Raw genomic sequence first — 21536 nt, 5'->3', positions numbered from 1 at the left:
GAGCATGTACAAGCGTTTCGTGGCCCTCGGCGACTCCTTCACCGAGGGCGTCGGCGACGAAGACCCCGCGCGCCCGAACGGCGTGCGGGGCTGGGCCGACCGGGTGGCCGAGCAGCTGGCGGCCGCCGACCCCGGGTTCCGCTACGCCAACCTCGCGATCCGCGGACGGCTGCTCGACCAGGTGCTCGCCGAGCAGCTCGAACCGGCACTGGCGCTGCAACCCGACCTGGTGTCCATCTACGCGGGCGGCAACGACCTGCTGCGCCCCAAGGCCGACATCGACGCCCTCGCCGCGCGGTTCGAGAACGCCGTCGAGCAGCTCGCCAAGACCGGCGCCACCGTGCTGCTGTTCACCGGGGTGGACGGCGCCGAGGACCCGGTGTTCCGGAAGCTGCGCGGACGCACCGCGATCTACAACGAGCACACCCGCGTGATCGCCGCCCGGCACGGCGCGCACGTGGTGGACATGTGGGGCATGCGGCAGCTGCGGGACCGGCGCCTGTGGTCGGCCGACCGGCTGCACCTCAACGCGCTGGGCCACACCGAGGTCGCGATCGCCGTGCTCGACGTGCTCGGCCGGCCGCACGACCTCTCCCCCGCCGCGCTGGGGCCGCGGGAGCTGGTGGACCGGCGGCGGCAGCGCGCGGAGAACCTGCAGTGGGGACGGGAACACGTGCTGCCCTGGATCGGGCGCCGCCTGCGTGGCGAGTCCTCCGGCGACACCCTGTCCGCGAAACGACCGGCGCTGCTGCCGCTGGACTGATCAGCGGGGACGCAACCCGTCGAAGACGATCCCCAGCGTGCGGGCGCGCAGCCCGGCGTCGTCGCCGACGTGCTCGGCCGCGCGGGAGGCGCCGACCATCAACGCGATCAGCTCGGCGACCCCCACGTCCTCGCGCACCGCGCCCGCCTGCTGCGCCCGCGACAGCAACGCGCCCAGCGCGTCCCGCACCTTCGCACCGACCTCCGCGGCGAGCCGGGGCACCTCGGCCCCGGCCAGCGCGTCGGCGTAGGCGTTCTTCGCCGCGGACACCTCCGCCCAGCGCGCGAGGAATCCGAAGAAAGCGCTCTCCGGATCGGCCGCGGCGGCGAAGGACTGCGCCTCCTCGGCGAACCGGCGCATCCGGTCCGCCAGCACCGCCTCCAGCAGCGCCTCCTTGGTCGGGAAGTGCCGGAACACGGTCCCGATGCCCACGCCCGCCTCCCGCGCGACCTCCTCGGTCGGCGCGCCGGTGCCCCTCGCGGCGAACACCGTCTCGGCGGCGGCCAGCACGCGCGCCCGGTTGCGGCGGGCGTCGGCGCGCAACGGCCTCGGTTCCGTCATGCGGCGCATCGTAGAGCTTCGTGAGGTACCGCCGGAACGCGGCGAACGGTGGTGATTCCCGGTCTGCCTCTGGACATCGTCACTCCGGTGAGGGATCGTCTTCGGGAAGTGAAGCCGATCACAGGAGGCTCGGCGGCATGGTCCTCGGACGCGACGAAGCGGACACCGTTCTCCAGGCACAGACCAGCCAGAAGACCACCCAGGTGCGGCGCGCGGCCTTCGCCAGCGCCATCGGCACGACCATCGAGTGGTACGACTTCTTCCTCTACAACACGGCCGCGGCGCTGATCTTCCCGCAGCTGTTCTTCCCCGCCTCCTCCAGCTACGCGGGGGCGATGCAGTCCTTCGCCACCTACGCCGTCGGCTTCGCCGCACGGCCGATCGGCGCGGCGATCTTCGGCTACTGGGGCGACCGGATCGGCCGCAAGACCACGCTCGTGGTCACGCTGCTGATGATGGGCATCGCCTCGGGCGTGGTCGGGGTGCTGCCCGGCGCGGCCACCATCGGGATCGCCGCGCCGCTGATCCTGGTGACGCTGCGGCTGATCCAGGGCATCGCGATCGGCGGCGAGTGGAGCGGTTCGGTGCTGCTCGCCATGGAGTGGGGCGATCAGCGCAAGCGCGGGCTGCTCGGCAGCTTCGCGCAGGTCGGTGTGCCGGTCGGGCTCGTGCTCGGCACCGGCGGCATGACCCTGCTGTCCGCGGTGCTGCCGGAGGAGGCGTTCGACTCGTGGGGCTGGCGGCTGCCGTTCCTGGCCAGCCTGCTGCTCGTCGCCGTCGGACTGGTGATCCGGCTGCGAATCCTGGAGACCCCGATGTTCGCCAAGGTCGTGGCGCAGAAGCGGACTTCGCGCAGCCCGGTGGCCGACGCGGTGAAGCACCACTGGCGGGAAATCCTGCTCTCGGCCGGGTTGCGGTTCAGCGAGCAGATGCCGTTCTACCTCTACACCAGCTACGTCCTGGTGTACGTGGTCGCCCAGCACGGTTACTCGAAGACGTTCGTGCTCAACGCCGTCCTGCTCGGCGCGGCGGTGGAGCTGGCGCTGATCCTGTGGTTCTCGCAGCTGTCCGACCGGATCGGCCGCAAACGGGTGTACCTGACCGGGGCGGTGCTGACCGGGCTGCTGGCGTTCCCGTACTTCGCGGTGCTGAAGAACGGCGGCGAGGTGCTGATCTTCGTCGCGGTCGTGGTGTCGATGATCCCGCACGCCATGCAGTACGGGCCGCAGGCCGCGTTGATCGGCGAGAGCTTCCCGACGCACCTGCGCTACGGCGGCGCCGGGCTCGGCTACCAGCTGGCGTCGGTGTTCGCGGGCGGCCCGGCGCCGCTGCTGGCGACCTGGCTGCTGCACACCACCGGGACGCCGTACTCGATCTCGGCCTACGTGGTGCTCTCGGCGGTGGTCACGATCGTCTGCGTGGCGCTGCTGAAGGACCGCTCGCGAGCCGACATCACCGACGACGCGGTCTACCGGCGCTGACCCACTGGTACCAGCCGAGCGCGGCGAGCACGGCAAGGGCGATCCCGTAGGGCAGCCAGTTCGACCGGGCGCCCAGCGCCCCGGCCAGTCCGGGCACGAGGATCGCCAGTGCCACCACGGTGGCCAGCACCGACCCCCACAACAGGCGCCGCCGTTGCGCGGCGGGCGCGGGCTCTTCGCTCACGACTCCAGGATGACACCCGCCCCGCCGGCCGAGACCACGCCCCGCCGAGCGTGGCACCCGGTCCGCGGGCAAAAGAAAAGGGGCCGCACCGGATTCCGGTGCGGCCCCCGAGTGGGACTACTGCTGCGGCGGCGCGGGTGGCGGCTGCTGCGGCGGGTACTGCGGCCGCGGCGGGTTGCCGTAGTGCTGGCCGGGGCTGCGGGTCGGCAGCTGGCCCTGCTGTCCGCCCGCCGTGGGGAACTGCGGTTGCGGCGTGGTCGGCGGCGAGATCGGCTCCGGCGCCACCGGGGGCTCCATGGCGGGCGCCTCCTGCGCCTCCTCGGTCACCGGGTTGCCGCGCAGCGCGCTGGTCGCCTGCGGAGCCGGCGGCTGCGGCTGGTGCGACAGCGGGCCGGGCACCTCCTGCCGCGCCACCGCCTCGGCCTCGCGCACCGCCTCGGCGATCCGCGGGTCGGTGGAGGTGTCGAACCAGCTGGCGACCTCTTCGTCGTCCAGGGTGGGCGGCTCGGCCCCGTCGGTTTCGGCCGGCTCGTACCGGAACACGCCGTCGGCGTCCTGCTTGGCGAACGCCCGGGCGAACTGCTGCAGCGCGTTGCCGTAGTCGCTGGGCACCAGCCACACCTTGTTCGCGTCGCCCTGCGCCATCTGCGGCAGCGTCTGCAGATACTGGTAGGCCAGCACCTCCGGCGTCGGCTTGCCCGCCTTCACCGCGGCGAACACCTTCTCGATCGCCTTGGCCTGGCCCTGCGCCTGCAGGTAGCGGGCCGCGCGCTCACCCTGCGCCCGCAGGATCCGCGACTGCCGCTCCGCCTCGGCCGCCATGATGGTGGCCTGCTTGGCGCCCTCCGCGGCGAGGATCTGCGACTGCTTCTGCCCCTCCGCCGTCTTGATCTGCGCTTCCCGCTGACCTTCGGCGTTGAGGATCATCGCGCGCTTCTCCCGGTCGGCGCGCATCTGCTTCTCCATCGAGTCCTGGATGGACGGCGGCGGGTCGATCGCCTTGAGCTCGACCCGCGCCACGCGGATGCCCCACCGGCCGGTGGCGTCGTCGAGCACGCCGCGCAGCTGGTTGTTGATCTGGTCGCGGGAGGTCAGCGCCTGCTCCAGCGTCATGCCGCCGACCACGTTGCGCAGCGTCGTGGTGGTCAGCTGCTCGACACCGACGATGTAGTTGGAGATCTCGTACACCGCGGCGCGCGCGTCGGTCACCTGGAAGTAGACGACCGTGTCGATGGACACCGTCAGGTTGTCCTCGGTGATCACCGGCTGCGGCGGGAACGACACGACCTGCTCGCGCAGGTCGATGCGGGCCCGCACCTTGTCCAGGAACGGCACCAGGAAGTTCAGGCCGGGCGAGGCGACCGACTTGAATCTGCCCAGCCGCTCGATCACCGCGGCCTGGGCCTGCGGGACCACCATGATCGCCTTCGCGATCGTCACGATCACGAACAGGGCGATGACCGCGACAACAATGATCGCTGCGGTTCCCAAGATCGCTCTCCCGATATGCAGGTTGTGGTTACGGCTCGGGCGCCACCACGGCCGTGGCGCCCGCTATCTCTACCACGGTCACGGTCGTGCCGGGTTCGATTCGCTGACCGTCGGCGATGGACCGTGCGGACCACACGTCGCCGGCCAGCTTGACACGCCCGGAGTGGCCGTCCACAACGGACACGACCACGGCCCTGGCGCCGATCAGGGCCTCGGTGTTGGTGCGGTGACCCGTCCCGGTGAGGAACCGGCGCTTGAGCGCGGGCCGGGCCAGGAAGATCAGCGCGCCGGACGCGATCGCGAACACGACCGCGTCGATGACGATGTTGCCGGTGATCAGCGCCGCGCCGGCCCCGAACAACGCGCCGAGGCCGAGCATCAGCAGGAAGAAGTCGCCGGACAGCACTTCAGCGGCCATCAGGACGATGGCGACGATCAGCCAGACGAGCGCCGGTGTCATGCGCCCATCGTGGCAGAAGGTGACCGCTCGCGACCAGCGGACAACCCGAAGTGATCTCCGCGTGACCTGCCGGATTCAGCCTTCCGGGTCGGTCACGAAGTCGATCAGCCGCTCGACGGCGCCGATCAGGGGCGTCTCCAGGTCGCGGAAGCTGCTCACCGCGGCCAGCACCCGCTGCCAGCCCTCGTAGGTCTCGCCCCAGCCCAGCGCCGCGCACACGCCCTCCTTCCACGGCGTGCCGCGCGGCACCACCGGCCATTCCCGGATGCCGACCGCGGACGGTTTCACCGCCTGCCACACGTCGACGTAGGGGTGGCCGGTGACCAGCACGTGCTCGTCGCGGATCGCGTCCACCAGGCGGGATTCCTTGCTGCCCGGCACCAGGTGGTCGACCAGGACGCCCAGCCGCCTGCCGGGGCCGGTGCCGAACTCCTCGATCGCCTCGGCCAGCACGTCCACACCGTCCAGCGGCTCCACGACGACGCCCTCGACGCGCAGGTCGTGCCCCCACACGCGTTCCACCAGTTCGGCGTCGTGCTTGCCCTCGACCCAGATGCGGGAGTGGCGCGCGGTGCGGGCCCGCAGCCCCTGCACCTTCACCGACCCGGACGCCGAACGCGCCGAAGCCGGTGACGGCGGGGCGGCCTTCGGCCGCACCAGCGTCACCGGCTTGCCTTCGAGCAGGAACCCGGCGGGCTCCAGCGGGAAGACGCGGTGGCGGCCGTGGCGGTCCTCCAGCACGACGTTGCCGTGCTCGAACCGGACCACCGCGCCGCAGAAACCGCTTCCCGGTTCCTCGACCACCAGCCCGCGCTCCGCCACGACCTCGGGGATCTTGCGTCTGCGCGGGCCGGCGAGGATGTCGTCATAGCTGTGGGAGCGCACGGTCCGGGACGGTAGCGCCGGGTTCACCCGTTCGTCGCGCCGCCACGCCGGGGCGCAGCATCACCGCGGCCACGGCCAGCGCGGCGGCCACGAGACCGGTGCCCACCCAGAAGGCGAGGTGGTAGCCGGAGGTGAGCGCCTCCTCGGTCCGCACCCCGGTCAGCGACTCGGTGCGGGTCGCGGCGAGCACCGCCAGCACCGACAGCCCCAGCGCGCCCGCCACCTGCTGGGTGGTGTTGAACAGCCCGGAGGCCAGACCGGTGTCCTCGGCGGCGGCGTCCCGCATGCCCAGTCCCATCAGTGCGGGCATGGCCAGGCCGAACCCGAGGCCCATCGCCACCGTCGGCCCGAGCACGTCGGTCGCGTAGCCGCCGTCGGCGGGCACCCGGGCCAGCCAGGCCAGCCCGCCGCCGATCACCAGCAGCCCGGCCAGCAGCACCTTGTAGTCGCCGAAGCGGGTGGACAGCCGCGGCGAGAAGACCAGCGACACGACCGCGATCGTCGCGGCGATCGGCACCATCGCCAGCCCGGTCGCCTGGGCGCTCAGCCCCAGCACCTGCCGCAGGTAGAGCACGACGAGGAACTGGAACCCGAACATCGCCGACACCAGCAGCGCCATCGTCAGGTTCGCCCCGGTCAGGCCACGCGAGGCGAAGATGCGCAGCGGCAGCAGCGGGTCGCGGGTCCGGGCCTGGCGCACGCCGAACGCGGCCAGCAGCACCAGCGACACGGCGCCGAAGCCGATCGTGTGGGCCGACGCCCAGCCGTGGGACTCGACCTCGACGATGGTGTAGACGCCGAGCATCAGCGCGGCGGTCACCAGCACCGCGCCCAGCCAGTCGGCTCCGGCACGCAGCCCGAGGCCGCGGTCGTTCTCCAGCACCCGCAGCGCGACCGCGCCGGCGACCAGGCCGATCGGCAGGTTGATCAGGAAGATCCAGTGCCAGCTCAGCGCCTGGGTCAGCACGCCACCGGCGATGCTGCCGATCGAACCGCCTGCGGCCTGCACGAAGCTGAACGTGCCCAGCGCCTTCGCGCGTTCGGCCGGCTCCGGGAACAGCCGGACGACCATGCCGAGCGCGACGGCGGTCGACGCGGCGCCACCGGCGCCCTGCAGGAACCGCGCGGCCATCAGGGTTTCCGGGTTCCAGGCGAACCCGGCGAGCAGCGAGGCCAGCGTGAACACGGCCATCCCGGCGAGGAAGACGCGGCGGCGGCCGGCCAGGTCACCGAGGCGCCCGGCGAGCAGCAGCAGCCCGCCGAAGGGGATCAGGTAGGCGTTGACGACCCAGGACAGGTTCGACGGCGTGAAGCCGAGGTCGTCGCGGATCGCGGGCAGGGCGACGTTCACGATCGTCTGGTCGAGCACGATCATGAGCGTCTGCGCGGACAGCACGGCGAGCGCGGGCCACCGCGAGCGGGCTGCCGGCTGATCGAGGGACATGGCCTTGACCTCCAAAGGGGCACGATTTGTAACTGGGGCAATGATGTGAGCCCGTAGTCGTGCCGGGAAGAAGGCAGTTCCCTGTGCCAGAGGCACATCGATGTACCACTCCTGGTCCCGCCGGTGGCCCTGTGAGGGAGGTCACGATCCGCTTGGGGAACGGGTGGTAACTGAGGGGCGGACGTGGAACCATCCAGGTATGGCTGCTGACACCGCTTCCCCGGTCACCGAGGCTTGCCCCATCGTCGAGGTGCTCGATCACGTCGCCGGCAAGTGGGCGATCGGCATCCTGGTCACCGCCGCGCACGGCCCGGTCCGCTTCACCGAGCTGGAGCGCGAGGTGGAGGGCATCAGCCGGCGCATGCTGACGCTGACGCTGCGCAAACTGGAGCGCGACGGCCTGCTGGTGCGGACCGTGTACCCGACGGTGCCGCCGCGGGTGGAGTACACGCTCACCGACATGGCGCGCGAGCTGCACCAGACGCTGGTCGGGCTGACCTCGTGGGCGGAGAAGTACCGGGGCGAGATCGCCGCGGCCCGCCGCGCCTACGACGAGCAGCAGACCCCGGCGCCCGTCTAGGGACCGCGAGCCTCCTCGCATCAGCCACGGCAGCCTTGGATGGCGATCTTCCTGGGCTGGGGGCTCGTACACTGCCGAAATGGAGGACCGCGCGGCCACCGGGATCGGCGCACGTCCGGCGCCCGCCCTGCGCGAGTACGTCGACTCGTATGTCGGCTTCGACCTCCGCGGGCTCCCGACGGGCGTGCACTGCGGCCCGCCCGGCCGCGCGCTCACTGCGGTGATCAGCCTGTCAGATCCCTTGGAGGTGGCGGCGGGCGTTGACGACGGGTCGCCGGTCACCCGATTCGACAGCGTGGCCAGTGGTCTGATGTGCCGGTCCGTCGCGATTCACCACGACGGACGTCAGCAAGGCGTTCAGGTGTCGCTGACCCCGCTCGGGGCCAGGGCCATCTACGGCATGCCCGCCGCCGAGCTCGCCCACCGGCTGGTCCCCCTTGACGAGCTTCTCGGAGCGCTTGGGGTCGAGCTGGTCGACCGGCTCCGGTCGGCGACCACATGGGCGGCGCGGTTCACCGCGCTGGACGATTTGCTCCTCCGGGCCGTCGGCCGTGGCGCCTGCGGCGACCAGGTGCGCTGGGCGCGCCCCGAGGTGGCCGAGGCGTGGCGCCGCCTCGTCGCCGCGCGGGGTTGCGTGCAGGTCGGGGCGGTCGCGGCGGAACTCGGCTGGAGCCGGCGGTACCTCAGCGAGCGGTTTCGCGGTGAGGTGGGCCTGTCGCCGAAGACCTTCGCCCGGGTCCTGCGCTTCGAGCACGCGCACGAACTGGCGGCGGAGCAGAACCCGCTCTCCTGGGCCGAGGTGGCAACCGTCTCGGGCTTCGCCGACCAGGCCCACCTCGTTCGTGACTGGCGCGAGTTCACGGGCCGGTCGCCGACGGCCTGGCGCCGCAGCGAAGTCCTCCTCGGAGCCGGGTAGCCCCAGCCCACCGGCTTCTGTTCTCTTTTCTTCAAGACTGCCCGAAAGCTGTCGTGGACGATCGTCGGCATGAGACTCGTCAACCCGGAACGCAAGGCCGTGGACCAGGTCCACGGAGGCGTCGGCACGCCCAGCCCGGAGGAAGCGCCGTGACGGCCCGCATCGCCTGCCTCGGCGACAGCCTCACCCGCGCGCAGTTCAGCGTCGACTACCTGGATCTTCTCGGACGACGTCACGCTCCCGGTGACGTGCAGCTCGCCCGTTTCGGCGTCAACGGCGACTTCGCCCACAACCTCCTGCTGCGCCTCGATGCCGTCGTCAGGAACCCACCCGATGTGATCACCGTGCTGATCGGGACCAACGACGCCCGGGCGAGCCTTCCCGGCTATCCCGTCGAGCAGGCCATGAAGCGCAAACGGCTCCCCGGTCGCCCGTCGGCGGGCTGGTTCCGACAGTGCCTGGGAGCCGTCGTCGCACGGCTGCGGGCGGAGACCGACGCGACGATCGGTCTGCTGTCGATACCGGTACTCGGCCAGCAACTCGACGGAGCAGCGGCACAGGCGTCCCTGGCGTACACCCGGATGATCGCCGAGGTCGCCGCCACCAACGAGGTGGCCTACCTTCCGCTCCACGAACGCCAGGTCGAGGAACTGCGCCAAGCGGACCCGCCGCCGATTCCGTACCGGGAGGTGACGCCCGCGGCGGCTGTCGGCGTCCTCGTCCAGCGCGCGGTGCTGCGCCGCAGCCTCGACACGATCTCGCGGCGGCGAGGTCTCGTGCTCACGACCGACCACATCCACCAGAACAGCCGCGGCGCCGCCCTCATCGCCGAGGTCATCGACGCCGGTCTGCTGACGCCGAGCGCGTAGCCGGTTCCGTCACGCGCCGTCTAGATCACCCGGACGGCGGCTTCCGCGGCGATGCGGAACTCGATCACCGACGGCAGTTCCGCCAGGTCGAGCGCCTGCTTCAGCCGGGCCACGCCGTCGTCGGCGATGTGCTCCCGCAGCGCGCTCAGGTCCGTGCCGGGTTCGGCGGTCACCGTCACCAGCAGCGTCGGCCGGTCCTGCGGGCCGGACAGCGTCGCGTCCGCCGAGCGCACCTGCGGGTAGGCCGCGATCTCCGACTCGAACGGCGCGACGGCCGCGTCCGCGGACAGTTTCGTCACCCCGTGCGCGGGATCGTCTTCCAGCCGCCAGGTTCGCGTCTTCGGCCGTCGCATCGCCTGCGCGGCCAGCCACCGCAGGAACAGCAGGCCCAGCACGACGGCCGCCACCACGGTCACGTACAGCACCCAGGTCGGCGGCCGGTCGTCGCCGGGCACGAGCGGCGCGGTGCGGTCCAGGACGGTCAGCCAGCCGAGTGAGGTGGCCAGCGCGAACCCGCCCGCGCCGAGCAGGGCGAGCCCGATCACCGCGAGCAGCGTCCGGTTGAGCCGGGCGGGACGGTTCAGGCTGGTCATGGCGTGCTCCTCACGTGCACCTTCACCCGCGGCCGCCGCGCGGGGCCGATGCGGTCCAGCTGGTCTTCGACCGCTCGCCGCACCTGGCCCGCCACGTCGTCGGCGGCCAGCCGGCTGCCGCGCACCCTCGCGGTCACACTGCGCCGCCGCAGCCGCACCTTCGCCGACTCCACCCCGTCGGCGGACTCGGCCGCCGACCGCAGGCTGCCGGTGATGCTGCGGCGGCTCGCCCCGGCCTTGACCGGCGCACTGCTTCCCCCCGACAGGGGCAGTACGAGCGCGCGGCCGGGCAGCACCGCCGCCAGCAGCACCACCAGGCCCAGCGCGGCGAGCACCCCGCCGCCGATCGCCACGGGAAGCGCTTCCCAGCGCGTGGCGTGCAGCCGGGCCGCGACGGCGTCGTAGTCCAGGACCGGCCGCTCGCCCAGCAGGAGCTGCACCGCGCTGGTCGCCACCAGCGCGCACGCGATCACCCCGGCCAGCGCCACCACCGAGGCCAGCAGGCTGCGCCGGGACCGGCGGATCATGACAGGCTCCTCTCCCGCGACCGGTCGCTGTGCAGCGCGGTCACCGTGATGTCCACCCGCTCCACGACCAGCCCGGTCAGCTCGCCGACCTCCCGGACCAGCCGTTCCCGCGCCGCCCGCGTGGTGCGGGCGACCGGCGCCGGGTAGCCGACCGACAGCTCGACCGCCAGGCTGACCCGGCCGTCCCGCACGCGGGCGGTGACGTTGGCGGGCTGCTCCGGATCACCACTGCCCACGGCGACGCCGAGCACCCGGCGGGCCGCGCCGCCGACCCCGTCCAGCCCGGTGATCACCTGTTCCGCGATGCGCTGCACCGCCCGGTCGGCCACCACCGTGGTGCCGCGCCGCTCCCGCGCTTCGACGGTCACCGGCTCACCTCCGCTCGCGGTCGGTGAACTGGGACAGGTCGAGCTTGCCGTCGAGCACCCGGCCGACCAGCAGGCCCAGCGCGCCCAGCACGGCGACGATCAGGAACGCGCCGAACCCGCCGAACGCGGCGGCCAGGCCGAGGACGAGCCCGGTCAGCAGACCGGCGATCGTGGCGCTCACGTCACTGCACCCGCGCGGGCGCGCCGCCCTGCGGCTCGTCGTCGCCGGGCAGGTGCACGTCGTTGACGGTGATGTTGACCTCGACGACCTCCAGCCCGGTCATCTGCTCGATCGCGCCGATCGCGTTGGCCCGCACCGCCTGCGCCAGGTCGGCGATGGACACCCCGTACTCGACCACGATCTGCAGGTCCACCGCGGCCTGCTTCTCCCCGACCTCCACCGACACGCCCTGGCCGACGCTGCCGCTGGCGCCCGGGATCCGCTCGCGCAGCGCGTTGAACGCCCGCGCCGCGCCGCCGCCCAGGTCGTACACGCCCGGGATCTCCCGCGCCGCCAGCCCGGCGATCTTCTGCACCACCGTGCTCGCGATCGTGGTGGTGCCCTGGCTGGTCACCAGCGAGCTCGTCGCCGGCTTGCTCACCGCGGCGGCCTTCTCCTCTGTTCCGGTGCTCATCTTCTCTCCCCTTTCCGGTTGGTGTTCCCACTTCTTCGACACCGCAGGCGTGCGAACCTCACGCGCCGAACGCGGATCCGTCCACATCGGTCACCACGAGCCGGATGACCGCCTCCGTGTAAGCGCTTCCCACCAGCGCCTTCGCGACGGCGTCCCCCGCCAGCCGCAGCCGTGGCGGCAGCGGCAGCGCCGTGGCGACCAGGCGCACGCGCACGACCTCGGGTGTCAGGTCGACCGCCAGCGCGGCCGGGTTCCACGACGCCACCGGCCGCACCGCGGGCGCGGCCGGGCGCAGCCCGTCCACTTCGGACAAAGCGGTCAGGATCGCCTCGACGTGCTCGGCGCGGGCGGTCATCGGACGACGTCCAGCACGGTCACCGAAACCCGGCCGGGTTCGACGCCGGTGTCCCGGACCAGCCGGGCGCGCACCTCGCGCTGCACCGCCCTGGCGACGGCGGCGGCCTGCGCGCCGGCGCGGGTGGCGATGCCCACCCACACCTCCACGTCGTCCCCCGCGCGCCGCACGCCGACACCGTCCGCGGGCGCCGGCGTGAGCCCCTTGACCTGCTGCCACCGGGACCGGCCCCAGCCGCGCACCAGCCCGGCCACCCCCGGTTCGAGCCGGGCCACACCCGGCACCGCCCTGGCGGCGTGCGCGGCCACCGACGCCACCACGGCGTCCTCGACGTGCCACTCCACGTGCACCGGTTCCCCCCTCAGCGGTCGTAGAGGTCGTCGACTGTCAGGTCCAGCCGCACCAGCCGGACCCCGATCGCGGACGAGCAGGCGGCGGCGAGGCGGTCCCGCAGGCGCGCCAGCACCTCGGCGAGGTCGTCGCGGTAGGCGGCGGCCACCGACAGTTCGGCCTCGATCAGGGTCTGCCCGTCCTCGATCCCGCCGGCGATCACCCGGCAGCGGCGGGCGCGGATGCCGTCCGTCTCGTCGGCGGTGAACCGCAGCACGGCCGCGACCGCCTGCTCGCTCACCTCGAGCGTCCCGGGCTCCGGCGCGGACAGCGGCACCATGCCCCGGTGGCGGCGCACGTCGGCGCGCACCGCGGCCATGATCCTGCCGGTCAGGTCCAGCGAGGGCTGCGTCTCGTCGGCCGCCAGCTCGCGGGTCGCGTCACGCAGCGCGAGGAGGCTGCCGCGGGCGGTCGAGCAGTGCGGGCAGGTCAGGTCGTGCTCGGTGACCGCGTCGAGGCGGTCCCACACGTCCTCCAGCGCCCGGCCGCACGGCAGGTCGTGGGTGGTCTGGTCTAGCGCCATGGCCGCATCACCTCCGCCAGTTGCGCGCGAGCCCGCGCGATGCGCCCGCGGACCGCGGTGGGCGAGGCCGACACGGCCTCCGCGATCTCCTCGTAGGACCGGCCGTGCACCTCGCGCAGCAGCCAGCAGGCCCGCTGCTCCGGGGTCAGCCCGGCCAGCGCCGTGGTCAGGGCGGCCATCTGGGCGCTCACCTCGGCGGCGCGCTCGGGCCGGGCGTCGCCGCGCGGGGTTTCGGTGTCGTCCGGGTCGACGTCGGTGACCGGGCGGCGGGCGCGGATCACGTTGAGGCAGCGGTTCGTGGTCGACCGGTACAGCCAGCCGACGAAGGCGCTGTCGTCCTGGAGCTGCTCCAGGCGGCGCCAGACGGTCAGGAACACCTCCTGCACCACGTCTTCGGCGTCGCCGGCGGCGGCGAGCATGCGCAGCGCGAGCCGGTACATCGGACCCTGGTAGCGGCGCACCAGCTGCTCGTAGGCGCGCACGTCCCCGTCCCGCGCCCGCGCGACCAGCGTCGCGTCGTCCAGGACCTCGCCGAGGCCGGTCCCGGCCGTCACGGCATCCCGCCCATGCGCAGCCTCCCCGTGTTCGCACCCGATTCACTAGGCCAGACACGGGGCACGGCGAAAGCTCACGCCCCGTTCCGTCACGAGTTCGGGTGAGTGGGGCCACCGGATTGGTGGATCAGCGCTTGAGGGGATGTTCCTCATCGCGCGGCGGGCGCACGTGGCCGAGTGCCGTCTCTGATACGGCGCCGAACGTTCCGAAGTTGCGGCGCGCTCGCGTCAGGCTCAGACGGCCGTTCGGCCCGCCCCGCACCTCGTCGGCGTCGTGCACGTCCTGGCCGTCGTCCTCCCAGAAACACACGGGGCAAATCTCGAACACGCCGCGTTCCCGGAGGGTCAGGTAGCCGCAACACGGGCACGGCCAGCGGCCGGCGGCCTCCGGCCGGCGCACGTCGAGCCACGTCATGGGTCAGAACAGCGGCCAGGGGATGGCGCGCCAGTCGTCGCCGGGTTCGGGGAACACGCCCGTCGCCACGAGCATCTCCGCGCGTTCGGCGATGGCGCTGATCTCCAGCTTCGTCAGGTGCGGCGCGAGCTGCTCGCCCAGGTCGCCGCGGATCTTCTCCGGCAGCGCGCGCAGCTTCTCCAGCGTCTCGGCGGGCAGCGGGTCACCCACCCAGCCCCACAGCACCGTGCGCAGCTTCGGCTCGGCGTGCAGGCAGATGCCGTGGTCGACGCCGTACACCGTGCCGTCCGTGCCGACCAGCACGTGCCCGCCCTTGCGATCGGTGTTGTTGGCGATGATGTCCAGCACCGCCAGGTCCCGCATGCCCGGGTGGTCGGCGTGCGCGAGCACCGCGGGCTCACCGGCCCGGTCGTGGGCGTGCAGCACGATGCGCCAGTCGTCCGGCACGTCCTTCGGGGACCGGACGTCGATCAGCTCCTCGTCGCCGGTCTCCACCCACAGCTGCACCATGCCCTCGCCGAACGGGCCGTCCCGCAGCACCGTCGGCGGCACCCGGCCCAGGCCGGCGGCCTCGGACAGCAGGGCGGTGGCGACCTCGCGGCCGGCGAGCGTGCCGTCCGGGAAGTCCCACAGCGGCCGCTCGCCGGACACCGGCTTGTACACCGCCTGCGCGGAGAGCCCGTTCAGCTCGACCGAGCAGAACAGCGTGACGTTGGAGGCGTCGACCAGGCGGCCTTCCACGGTCAGGCGGCCGCGCGTGAGCAACTCCCTGGCTTGCGGATCGGCTGGACCGACCGGTGGGGCCACGTCTAGCTCTCGTCGGCCAGGTCGGTGTTGCGCCGGTAGCCGTTCTGCCGCGGGCAGATGTGGCCCTCCGGGTCCAGCGGCTCGCCGCACAGCGGGCACGGCTTCCGCCCGGCGCGCACGACCCGGTCGGCGCGCTCGGCGAACGCCCGCGCCGCGGCGGGGCTGAGGAACACGCGCACCGCGTCCGGGCCCTCCTCGGTGTCGTCGAGCACGACGGTCTCGTCGACCTCGCCCTCGGTCATCGCGAGCAGCTCGATCACGACCGCGCTGGTCTCCGCGTCCCAGCCCAGGCCCATCGTGCCGACCCGGAACTCCTCCTCGACCGGGACCTCGAGCGGGTCCACGTCGACGAGGTCGTCGGGCACGGTCTCGGGCACCTCGGCGCCGAACCGCGCGACGATCTCCTCGAGCAGCGACGACAGGCGCTCGGCGAGCACCTGCACCTGCTGCTTCTCGATCGTCACGCTCACCGTGCGGACGTCCTCGGTGGCCTGCAGGTAGAAAGTGCGGTCGCCCGGTTCCCCGACGGTCCCTGCGACGAACCGGTCGGGCTGGCGGAAGACGTGGATTACACGAGCCATGGCACCCCCGACCCTATGCCACCGTTTCATGATCGGCATCCGCCGCCCCCGCTTGCATCTTAGTTAGAGTGCGGCGGTGGCTGAAACCGCGCCGTACGGCACCTGGACCTCCCCCATCTCCGCCGCCGACGTCGCCGCCGCGGGCGGTGGCGCGCAGTGGCTCGACGTCGTCGGCGACGCCGTCTGGTGGGCCGAGGCCCGGCCGGCCGAGGGCGGCAGGCTGACGCTCGTCCGCGCTGGTCAGGACGGTGCGGAGGAAATGCTGCCGCCGCCGTGGAACGCCCGGAACCGGGTGCACGAGTACGGCGGACGGCCGTGGCTGGTGATCGGCCGAACCCTGTTCTTCACCCACTGGGACGACCAGCGGGTGTACGCGCGCGACCTGGACAGCGGCGAGGTGGTTCCGGTCACACCGGAGCCACACGTGCCGCAGGGCGTCCGGTACGGCGACCTCCGGCCCGGTCCGGACGGCGCGGTGTGGGCGGTGCGCGAGACGAGCACCGGGCCGCGGCGCACCGACATCCGGCGCGACCTGGTGTCGATCACCGGCGGCGAAGTGGTGCCGCTGGCGGCGACCCACCACTTCCTGACCGCGCCGCAACTGTCGCCCGACGGCCGCCACGCGGTGTGGCTGGGCTGGGAGCACCCGGACATGCCGTGGGACTCCACCGAGCTGTGCGTGGCCGAGGTGCGGCCCGGCGGGTTCGGCCCGCACCGGGTGCTCGCCGGCGGGCCCGGCGTGTCGGTCTGCCAGGTGGAGTGGGCCGGGGACGGCACGCTGCTGGCGCTGATGGACCCGGACGGCTGGTGGAACCTGCACCGGATCGGGCTCGACGGGACGGCCACGGCGCTCGTACCGGGAGAGCGGGAGCTGGGCGGGCCACTGTGGAAGATCGGGTCGAACTGGTTCGTGCCGCTGGGCGGCGGCAGGCACGCCGTGCTCGACTCCGGCCGCCTGGCCGTGCTCGACGAGCACAGCGGAACGGTCACGCCGGTCGCGGAGCACCTGACGAGCTGGGCGGCGACCCTGGCGCGGCACGGCACCGGGGTCGCGGGCATCGCCGCCGGACCGCGTCACGAGAGCGCCGTCGTGCACGTCGACCTCGGCAGCGGCGCGGTGACCGAGCTGACCCCGCCCGCGCACCCGCTGCCGCCGCCCGAGTACCTGCCGGTGCCGCGGGAGCGGGTGTTCCCCGGTCCGGACGGCGTGCCGATCCCGGCCTACGTCTACCCGCCGACCAATCCCGGCTTCACCGGACCCGAGGGCGAGCGCCCGCCCTACCTGGTGCACGTCCACGGCGGCCCCACCGGGCGCGTGTCCGGCGACCTCGACCTGGACTTCGCCTACTTCACCAGCCGCGGCATCGGGATCGTCGCGGTCAACTACGGCGGCTCGGTCGGCTACGGGCGCGCCTACCGGGAACGGCTGCGGGAACAGTGGGGCGTGGTCGACGTGCGGGACTGCGCCGCCGTCGCCGAAGCGCTCGCGGCCGAGGGCACCGCCGACCCGGCGCGGCTGGCGATCCGCGGCGGCAGCGCGGGCGGCTACACCTCGGCCGCGTCCATGACGAGCGTGACCACCTACCGCGCGGCGACGATCAAGTACCCGATCCTGGACCTGGCCGAGTGGACCGGCGACGGCGGCGAGACCCACGACTTCGAGTCCCAGTACGTGCTCGGGCTCGTCGGGCCGCTGCCGGAGACGCGCGAGCGCTACGTGGAGCGGTCGCCGTTGCGGCACGCCGGGCGGCTGGCCGGGCCGGTGCTGCTCCTGCAGGGGCTCGACGACCAGATCTGCCCGCCCGAGCAGGCCGACCGGTTCGTCGCCGCGTTGTCCGGCAGCGGCATCCCGCACGCCTACCTGACCTTCGAGGGCGAGCAGCACGGGTTCCGGCGCGCCGAGACCATGATCGCCGCGCTGGAGGCTGAGCTGTCGTTCTACGGGCAGGTGTTCGGGTTCGCCACGCCCGGGGTGCCGAAGCTGGAGCTGCGCTCGTGAAGACCGTCGCCCTCGTCGCGCCCGCCGGGCCGGTCGCCCCGGAGCGGCTGGAGCGGGCGCTTTCCGTGCTCGGCTCGTGGGGGCTGCGGGTGCGCAACCTCGTCAAGCCGGGTTCGCGGCACGCCTCCTACCTGGCCGACACCGACGCGGCCCGGGCGGAGCTGTTCACCGAGGCGTGGCTGGACCCGGAGGTGGACGCGGTGCTCGCCGCGCGCGGCGGCTACGGCACGCAGCGGATGCTGGACCTGCTCGACTGGCCCGCGCTGCGGGGCGCCGGGGCGAAGGTGTTCGCGGGTTCGAGCGATGTGACGGCGCTGCACGCGGCGATCCACCAGCACCTGGGCCTGCCCACGCTGTTCTCACCGATGCCGGCCGGTGACTACTGGGACGACGCCGGCGGTGCGGGGTTGCGCCGCGCGTTGTTCGAGCCGGGACCGGTGACGCTGCCCGGAACCGAGGCGCTGGTGGCGGGCGCCGCGCGGGGCCGGTTGACCGGCGGGAACCTGAGCCTGCTCGCCTCCAGCGTCGGCACGCCCGAGCAGGGCGGCGCGCGGGACGCGATCGTGGTGCTGGAGGACGTGACAGAGCCGGTCTACCGGCTGGACCGGATGCTCACGCAGCTGCTGCGCTCCGGCTGGTTCGACGGCGTGGCCGGGATCGTGCTGGGCACGTGGACCCAGTGCGGCGACCCCGGGCAGGTGCGCGCGCTGATGCTGGACCGGCTGGCGCCGCTGGGGGTGCCGGTGCTCGCCGGGGTGCCGTTCGGGCACGTCGAGGGGTCGCTGACGGTGCCGCTCGGGGTCGAGGCGGTGCTGGAGACGGAGGCGCTGCGGGTGGTGACGGGTGCGGCTTGATCCGGCGGAGGCGCGGGCGCGGTTCGTGGCGGCCAGGGTGGCGCGGCTGGCGACCGTGTCGGCGGAGGGACAGCCGCACCTGGTGCCGGTGACGTTCGCGGTGTCCGGGGACGAGATCGTGTTCGCGGTCGACCACAAGCCGAAGTCGACGCACGCGCTGCGGCGGCTGGCGAACATCGCGGCGAACCCGGCGGTGGCGTTCCTGGCCGACGCCTACGACGAGGACTGGACCCGGTTGTGGTGGGCGCGGGCGGACGGCACGGCGACGGTCGAGGAGCCCGGGCCGGTGCCGCTGCTGGTGGCGAAGTACCCGCAGTACGCGGAGCGGCCGCCGGAGGGACCGGTGGTGCGCACCCGCGTGACCCGGTGGAGCGGTTGGGCAGGAACCGGCCAAACCGGCCGCTGAGCGGTGGCGTGATCTCTACGATCGGCGCATGAGAACCCTGCGCGCGGCGGCGATGGTCCCGGTGTTCGTGCTGGCGGCGGCCTGCTCCGGCGAGCCTGAGGAGCCGCACACCATCGTCTACGAGGTCACCGGCACCGGGCAGATCGCGTGGATCGAGTACAAGACCGACGGCCGGAACTCGGTGCGGGACGAGGGCATCACCCCGCCGTGGACGAAGTCGTTCACGCTGCCCGCCGAGGGGACGCAGCAGCTCCAGCTGCTGATCCAGCCGGCGGGCGAGCACGACCTGTCCGCCTCGATCGAGGTCGACGGGCAGCCGCTGACGAGCAGCGCCAGCGCCGGCTCCGACGGCGGCGGAACGATGTCGCTGACCGGCGAACTGGGCGGCTAGTTGTGCTACTGACGCTGCTCGTTGAGGGCGGTGTGGGCTCGGTGGTGGTTGTAGTTGTGGAGGAAGTCGGGTACGGCGGCGGTGCGCTCGTGTGAGCTGGTGAAGGGTTGGGCGTAGGCCCATTCTTCGGCGAGGGTGCGGTTGAAGCGTTCGGCTTTGCCGTTGGTTTGGGGGCGGTAGGCGCGGGTGAAGCGCTGGTGGGCGCCGATGTCGGTGACCGCGGTGCGGAAGGCATGCGAGCGGCGGTAGGCCAGGGCGTTGTCGGTCATGATTGGTTCGATGGCGGGGATGCCGTGGGCGGCGAACACGGCGGCGGCGCGACGGAGGAAGTCGGCGCAGGTGGTGGCGGTTTCGTCGGGGTGGATCTCGGCGTAGGCCAGCCGGGAGTGATCGTCGACGGCGCAGTGCACGAACTCAAACCCCACTCGGGGCGCGCGACGGGCGGCCTTGTGCTGATCACTGCCGCGACCGTGCGCCCACCAGCCGCCGCCCTCGCGCAGCCGGCCGAGTTTCTTCACATCGACATGGACCAGCTCGCCCGGCCGGTCCCGCTCGTAACGGCGAATCGGCTCGCCGGTGGGACGGTCCAGCCAGGCCAACTTCGGCATTCGATTACGGGCCAGGATGCGATGCACGGTCGAGGCCGGCACGTCCAGGACGCCGGCGATCCTGGCGGGGCCGAGCCGGCGGTCCTGCCGCACCTGCAGGACCTCGCGCTCCACCTCCGCAGACGTTCAGGTCGGTGAAGTGTGCGGGCGACTCGGACGGTCGGCCAGCCCGGCCTCGCCCTCCTCCCGGAACCGGCGGATCCACTTGTGCCCGTTTGTGCGGGAAAGGCGTCAAGCACCTTCACCCCACACGGAGGTCTTCGCCTTGATCAACCCGACGCGCCGACCACACCGTCAACAACGTCCATGACCCCAACAGCTAGCCCTTGGCGACGAAGTCCGGCACCTCGGGCTGGCGCCGCCATGCGCCGACCAGGCCGAGGGGGTCCGGGCGCAGCAGCGAAGCCGCCGCGTAGACCGACAGCGCCAGGACCACCACGACGAACCACCAGTCGTAGAGGGCCTGCTCGCCCGTCGGGTAGTAGGCGAGCACCAGGAACGACGCCACGGCGACCACGATGGCCAGGTGCCTGCGCCGCCACGGGAACGCCGACGCGATCACGAAGCCCCAGGTCAGATACCACGGCAGGGTCGGCGGGGCGAGGATCGCGGTGGCCAGCAGCGTCATGGCCATCCGGAAGATCGCCTCGTTGCCGCCGTTGCGCGCCTTCCACCACTGCCGCACGCCGAACGCGGCCAGCGTCAGCATCGCCAGTGCGCGGGCCACCGTCACGAACGGCGACTCCGGCACGGTGATCACCAGGTTCACCAGCGTGTGCGCCAGCTGTCCGAGCCCGGTCGGGAAGTTCAGCCAGTTCGTCACCAGCGTCGGCGCCTGCAGGCCGGTCACCCAGCCCAGGTTGAACGAGCCGAGCGACACCCAGGTGCCGACCACGAACACGACCCCGAACAGGCCGACCGAGATCGCGCCGGCCTGGAAGAAGCTGCGGACCCGGCTGGGGTGGGGCAGGTGGTTGGCCCACACCCACACCAGGAACGGCAGCGCGACCGCCGCGGTCGGCTTGATCAGCATGCCGATCGTGACCAGCACGATCGCGACCGCGTGCTTGCGTTCCAGCGCGGCGAGCACGCCGATGGTCAGGAAGCCCAGCATCAGCAGGTCGTTGTGCGGGCCGCCGACGAGGTGGATGACGGTCATCGGGCTGGCGACCGCGAGCCACACGGTGATCGGCAGCTTGCCGCCGAGGTGGCGCACCAGCCGCGGCAGCGCCCACAGCATCATCGCCAGGCCGATCAGCAGCACCAGGCGCGTCACGATGACGCCGGCGATCACGTTGTCGCCGGTCAGGGCGACGACACCCTTGGCGATCAGCAGGAACAGCGGGCCGTAGGGCGCCGGGGTGGTCTGCCAGACCGGGTGCACGTTCTGCACCACGTCGCGCAGCACCTCGAGCTCGGCCGGGCCGTGCGCGTACGGGTCGAGCCCGTGCAGCAGCTGGGCGCCCTGGCCGAGGTAGGAGAACACGTCGCGGGTGAACAGCGGCGGCGAGACCAGCAGCGGCGCCATCCAGCACGCCGCGGCGACGAGGATCGGCCTGCTGCCGATGCGCCCGGCGAGCATGTAGCGGCCCAGCCGGACCCACGCCCACACCACGAGCGCGAACCCGCCGTAGAGCACCGCGTTGGCGAGCATCTGCCCGTGCCCGTAGCGGACCCAGGACAGTGGGCCGTGCCCGAGGACCGGGTCGCGGATCAGGATGCCACCGGCCCCGAGCGCGCCGATGAGGAGCAGGAGACTGCCGAGGGTGCCCATCGCGATCGTGCGGTACGGGAACCGCGAGGGCACGCGCACGCGCGCGGCCGGGTGCGCCTGCGCGGGCGCCCCGGGAGCGGGGTCAGTGGTGGTCGCCATTTCGTCCACGGAGATTACACACC

At 72.8% G+C, this 21536-nt stretch carries 28 protein-coding genes and 1 pseudogene; 9 read left to right on the top strand and 20 right to left on the bottom strand.

Annotated features, from left to right (window positions below; translation table 11 throughout):
- Nucleotides 1–4: 4 nt before the first annotated feature.
- On the top strand, nucleotides 5–763 hold the full coding sequence (locus ABZ193_RS06005) for an SGNH/GDSL hydrolase family protein (RefSeq protein ID WP_354709098.1): 759 nt from the start codon (nucleotides 5–7) through the stop codon (nucleotides 761–763).
- Here ABZ193_RS06005 and ABZ193_RS06000 read toward each other — a convergent pair whose 3' ends face one another.
- The gene (locus tag ABZ193_RS06000) at nucleotides 764–1324 is read right to left on the bottom strand and encodes a helix-turn-helix domain-containing protein (RefSeq protein ID WP_354709096.1); all 561 of its coding nucleotides are present in this window, start codon (nucleotides 1322–1324) and stop codon (nucleotides 764–766) included.
- A 137-nt stretch (nucleotides 1325–1461) separates the two neighbouring features.
- On the opposite strand from ABZ193_RS06000, the gene ABZ193_RS05995 reads away from it, so the two are divergent.
- Nucleotides 1462–2805, top strand: a complete 1344-nt coding sequence (locus ABZ193_RS05995; RefSeq protein ID WP_354709094.1) for an MFS transporter — start codon at nucleotides 1462–1464, stop codon at nucleotides 2803–2805.
- Here ABZ193_RS05995 and ABZ193_RS05990 read toward each other — a convergent pair.
- The 5 genes from ABZ193_RS05990 to ABZ193_RS05970 form a co-directional block, all read right to left on the bottom strand.
- Complete coding sequence (locus ABZ193_RS05990) at nucleotides 2777–2989, bottom strand: hypothetical protein (protein WP_020417920.1); 213 nt, start codon at nucleotides 2987–2989, stop codon at nucleotides 2777–2779. The two genes, ABZ193_RS05995 and ABZ193_RS05990, sit on opposite strands and share 29 nt — an antisense overlap.
- A gap of 117 nt (nucleotides 2990–3106) precedes the next feature.
- Nucleotides 3107–4480 carry an SPFH domain-containing protein gene (locus ABZ193_RS05985; RefSeq protein WP_354709093.1) on the bottom strand — a complete coding sequence of 458 codons (1374 nt, stop codon included), beginning with the start codon at nucleotides 4478–4480 and terminating at the stop codon, nucleotides 3107–3109.
- A 28-nt stretch (nucleotides 4481–4508) separates the two neighbouring features.
- Complete coding sequence (locus ABZ193_RS05980; protein WP_354709092.1) at nucleotides 4509–4940, bottom strand: NfeD family protein; 432 nt, start codon at nucleotides 4938–4940, stop codon at nucleotides 4509–4511.
- Between the two features lie 75 nt (nucleotides 4941–5015).
- A complete protein-coding gene (locus tag ABZ193_RS05975) occupies nucleotides 5016–5825 on the bottom strand; it encodes a DUF3097 domain-containing protein (protein WP_354709090.1) in 810 nt (269 codons plus the stop codon).
- Nucleotides 5806–7269: a DHA2 family efflux MFS transporter permease subunit gene (locus ABZ193_RS05970; protein WP_354709089.1), complete on the bottom strand. Its 1464-nt coding sequence runs from the start codon at nucleotides 7267–7269 to the stop codon at nucleotides 5806–5808. The genes ABZ193_RS05975 and ABZ193_RS05970 overlap by 20 nt, the downstream gene beginning before the upstream one ends.
- 199 nt (nucleotides 7270–7468) lie before the next feature.
- Here ABZ193_RS05970 and ABZ193_RS05965 point away from each other — a divergent pair, with 199 nt between their 5' ends.
- The 3 genes from ABZ193_RS05965 to ABZ193_RS05955 all read left to right on the top strand — a co-directional run bounded on the left by ABZ193_RS05965 (nucleotide 7469) and on the right by ABZ193_RS05955 (nucleotide 9634).
- Nucleotides 7469–7849 carry a helix-turn-helix domain-containing protein gene (locus ABZ193_RS05965; RefSeq protein WP_020417924.1) on the top strand — a complete coding sequence of 127 codons (381 nt, stop codon included), beginning with the start codon at nucleotides 7469–7471 and terminating at the stop codon, nucleotides 7847–7849.
- A 79-nt stretch (nucleotides 7850–7928) separates the two neighbouring features.
- The gene (locus ABZ193_RS05960) at nucleotides 7929–8765 is read left to right on the top strand and encodes a helix-turn-helix domain-containing protein (protein ID WP_354709088.1); all 837 of its coding nucleotides are present in this window, start codon (nucleotides 7929–7931) and stop codon (nucleotides 8763–8765) included.
- 149 nt (nucleotides 8766–8914) lie between these two features.
- Nucleotides 8915–9634 carry an SGNH/GDSL hydrolase family protein gene (locus ABZ193_RS05955; RefSeq protein WP_354709087.1) on the top strand — a complete coding sequence of 240 codons (720 nt, stop codon included), beginning with the start codon at nucleotides 8915–8917 and terminating at the stop codon, nucleotides 9632–9634.
- A gap of 20 nt (nucleotides 9635–9654) precedes the next feature.
- Here the strand turns inward: ABZ193_RS05955 and ABZ193_RS05950 are convergent, their stop codons facing one another.
- From ABZ193_RS05950 to ABZ193_RS05895, 12 genes are all read right to left on the bottom strand, one after another.
- Complete coding sequence (locus ABZ193_RS05950; protein ID WP_354709085.1) at nucleotides 9655–10227, bottom strand: alkaline shock response membrane anchor protein AmaP; 573 nt, start codon at nucleotides 10225–10227, stop codon at nucleotides 9655–9657.
- Nucleotides 10224–10754, bottom strand: coding sequence for a DUF6286 domain-containing protein (locus ABZ193_RS05945; RefSeq protein ID WP_354709084.1), 531 nt, complete (start codon nucleotides 10752–10754; stop codon nucleotides 10224–10226). Before ABZ193_RS05945 ends, ABZ193_RS05950 begins: the two co-directional genes overlap by 4 nt.
- Complete coding sequence (locus ABZ193_RS05940; RefSeq protein ID WP_354709082.1) at nucleotides 10751–11122, bottom strand: Asp23/Gls24 family envelope stress response protein; 372 nt, start codon at nucleotides 11120–11122, stop codon at nucleotides 10751–10753. The genes ABZ193_RS05945 and ABZ193_RS05940 overlap by 4 nt, the downstream gene beginning before the upstream one ends.
- 4 nt (nucleotides 11123–11126) lie before the next feature.
- Entirely contained in the window at nucleotides 11127–11303 is a 177-nt protein-coding gene (locus tag ABZ193_RS05935; RefSeq protein ID WP_020417930.1) for a hypothetical protein, read from the bottom strand.
- A gap of 1 nt (nucleotide 11304) precedes the next feature.
- Complete coding sequence (locus ABZ193_RS05930) at nucleotides 11305–11757, bottom strand: Asp23/Gls24 family envelope stress response protein (protein WP_354709080.1); 453 nt, start codon at nucleotides 11755–11757, stop codon at nucleotides 11305–11307.
- A 58-nt stretch (nucleotides 11758–11815) separates the two neighbouring features.
- On the bottom strand, nucleotides 11816–12112 hold the full coding sequence (locus ABZ193_RS05925; RefSeq protein WP_020417932.1) for a hypothetical protein: 297 nt from the start codon (nucleotides 12110–12112) through the stop codon (nucleotides 11816–11818).
- Entirely contained in the window at nucleotides 12109–12462 is a 354-nt protein-coding gene (locus ABZ193_RS05920) for an Asp23/Gls24 family envelope stress response protein (protein WP_354709079.1), read from the bottom strand. The genes ABZ193_RS05925 and ABZ193_RS05920 overlap by 4 nt, the downstream gene beginning before the upstream one ends.
- Before the next feature lie 11 nt (nucleotides 12463–12473).
- Entirely contained in the window at nucleotides 12474–13025 is a 552-nt protein-coding gene (locus ABZ193_RS05915; protein ID WP_354709078.1) for an Asp23/Gls24 family envelope stress response protein, read from the bottom strand.
- Nucleotides 13016–13579 carry a sigma-70 family RNA polymerase sigma factor gene (locus ABZ193_RS05910; protein WP_354709077.1) on the bottom strand — a complete coding sequence of 188 codons (564 nt, stop codon included), beginning with the start codon at nucleotides 13577–13579 and terminating at the stop codon, nucleotides 13016–13018. The genes ABZ193_RS05915 and ABZ193_RS05910 overlap by 10 nt, the downstream gene beginning before the upstream one ends.
- A gap of 127 nt (nucleotides 13580–13706) precedes the next feature.
- On the bottom strand, nucleotides 13707–13994 hold the full coding sequence (locus ABZ193_RS05905; protein ID WP_354709076.1) for a CPCC family cysteine-rich protein: 288 nt from the start codon (nucleotides 13992–13994) through the stop codon (nucleotides 13707–13709).
- 3 nt (nucleotides 13995–13997) lie between these two features.
- Complete coding sequence (locus ABZ193_RS05900; protein ID WP_345069588.1) at nucleotides 13998–14801, bottom strand: SCO1664 family protein; 804 nt, start codon at nucleotides 14799–14801, stop codon at nucleotides 13998–14000.
- A gap of 2 nt (nucleotides 14802–14803) precedes the next feature.
- A complete protein-coding gene (locus ABZ193_RS05895; protein ID WP_020417938.1) occupies nucleotides 14804–15382 on the bottom strand; it encodes a DUF3090 domain-containing protein in 579 nt (192 codons plus the stop codon).
- A 76-nt stretch (nucleotides 15383–15458) separates the two neighbouring features.
- Between ABZ193_RS05895 and ABZ193_RS05890 the strand changes: the two genes are divergently transcribed.
- The 4 genes from ABZ193_RS05890 to ABZ193_RS05875 are packed head-to-tail and all read left to right on the top strand — an operon-like array spanning nucleotide 15459 to nucleotide 19032.
- A complete protein-coding gene (locus tag ABZ193_RS05890; RefSeq protein ID WP_354709074.1) occupies nucleotides 15459–17381 on the top strand; it encodes a prolyl oligopeptidase family serine peptidase in 1923 nt (640 codons plus the stop codon).
- Complete coding sequence (locus tag ABZ193_RS05885) at nucleotides 17378–18235, top strand: LD-carboxypeptidase (RefSeq protein WP_354709073.1); 858 nt, start codon at nucleotides 17378–17380, stop codon at nucleotides 18233–18235. The genes ABZ193_RS05890 and ABZ193_RS05885 overlap by 4 nt, the downstream gene beginning before the upstream one ends.
- Complete coding sequence (locus ABZ193_RS05880) at nucleotides 18225–18641, top strand: TIGR03668 family PPOX class F420-dependent oxidoreductase (protein WP_354709072.1); 417 nt, start codon at nucleotides 18225–18227, stop codon at nucleotides 18639–18641. The genes ABZ193_RS05885 and ABZ193_RS05880 overlap by 11 nt, the downstream gene beginning before the upstream one ends.
- Nucleotides 18642–18669: 28 nt before the next feature.
- Complete coding sequence (locus ABZ193_RS05875; protein ID WP_354709071.1) at nucleotides 18670–19032, top strand: hypothetical protein; 363 nt, start codon at nucleotides 18670–18672, stop codon at nucleotides 19030–19032.
- Between the two features lie 5 nt (nucleotides 19033–19037).
- Here the strand turns inward: ABZ193_RS05875 and ABZ193_RS05870 are convergent.
- A pseudogene (locus ABZ193_RS05870) lies at nucleotides 19038–19856 on the bottom strand (IS481 family transposase); the annotation flags it as partial.
- A 103-nt stretch (nucleotides 19857–19959) separates the two neighbouring features.
- Nucleotides 19960–21513, bottom strand: coding sequence for a polyprenol phosphomannose-dependent alpha 1,6 mannosyltransferase MptB (gene mptB, locus ABZ193_RS05865; RefSeq protein WP_354709070.1), 1554 nt, complete (start codon nucleotides 21511–21513; stop codon nucleotides 19960–19962).
- Nucleotides 21514–21536: the final 23 nt, after the last annotated feature.

The organism is Amycolatopsis sp. NPDC006125, from assembly GCF_040614195.1.
Lineage (GTDB): Bacteria > Actinomycetota > Actinomycetes > Mycobacteriales > Pseudonocardiaceae > Amycolatopsis_E > Amycolatopsis_E tucumanensis.
The sequence above is the reverse complement of the archived record's forward strand: the minus strand, read 5'-3'. Positions and strand labels throughout refer to the sequence as shown.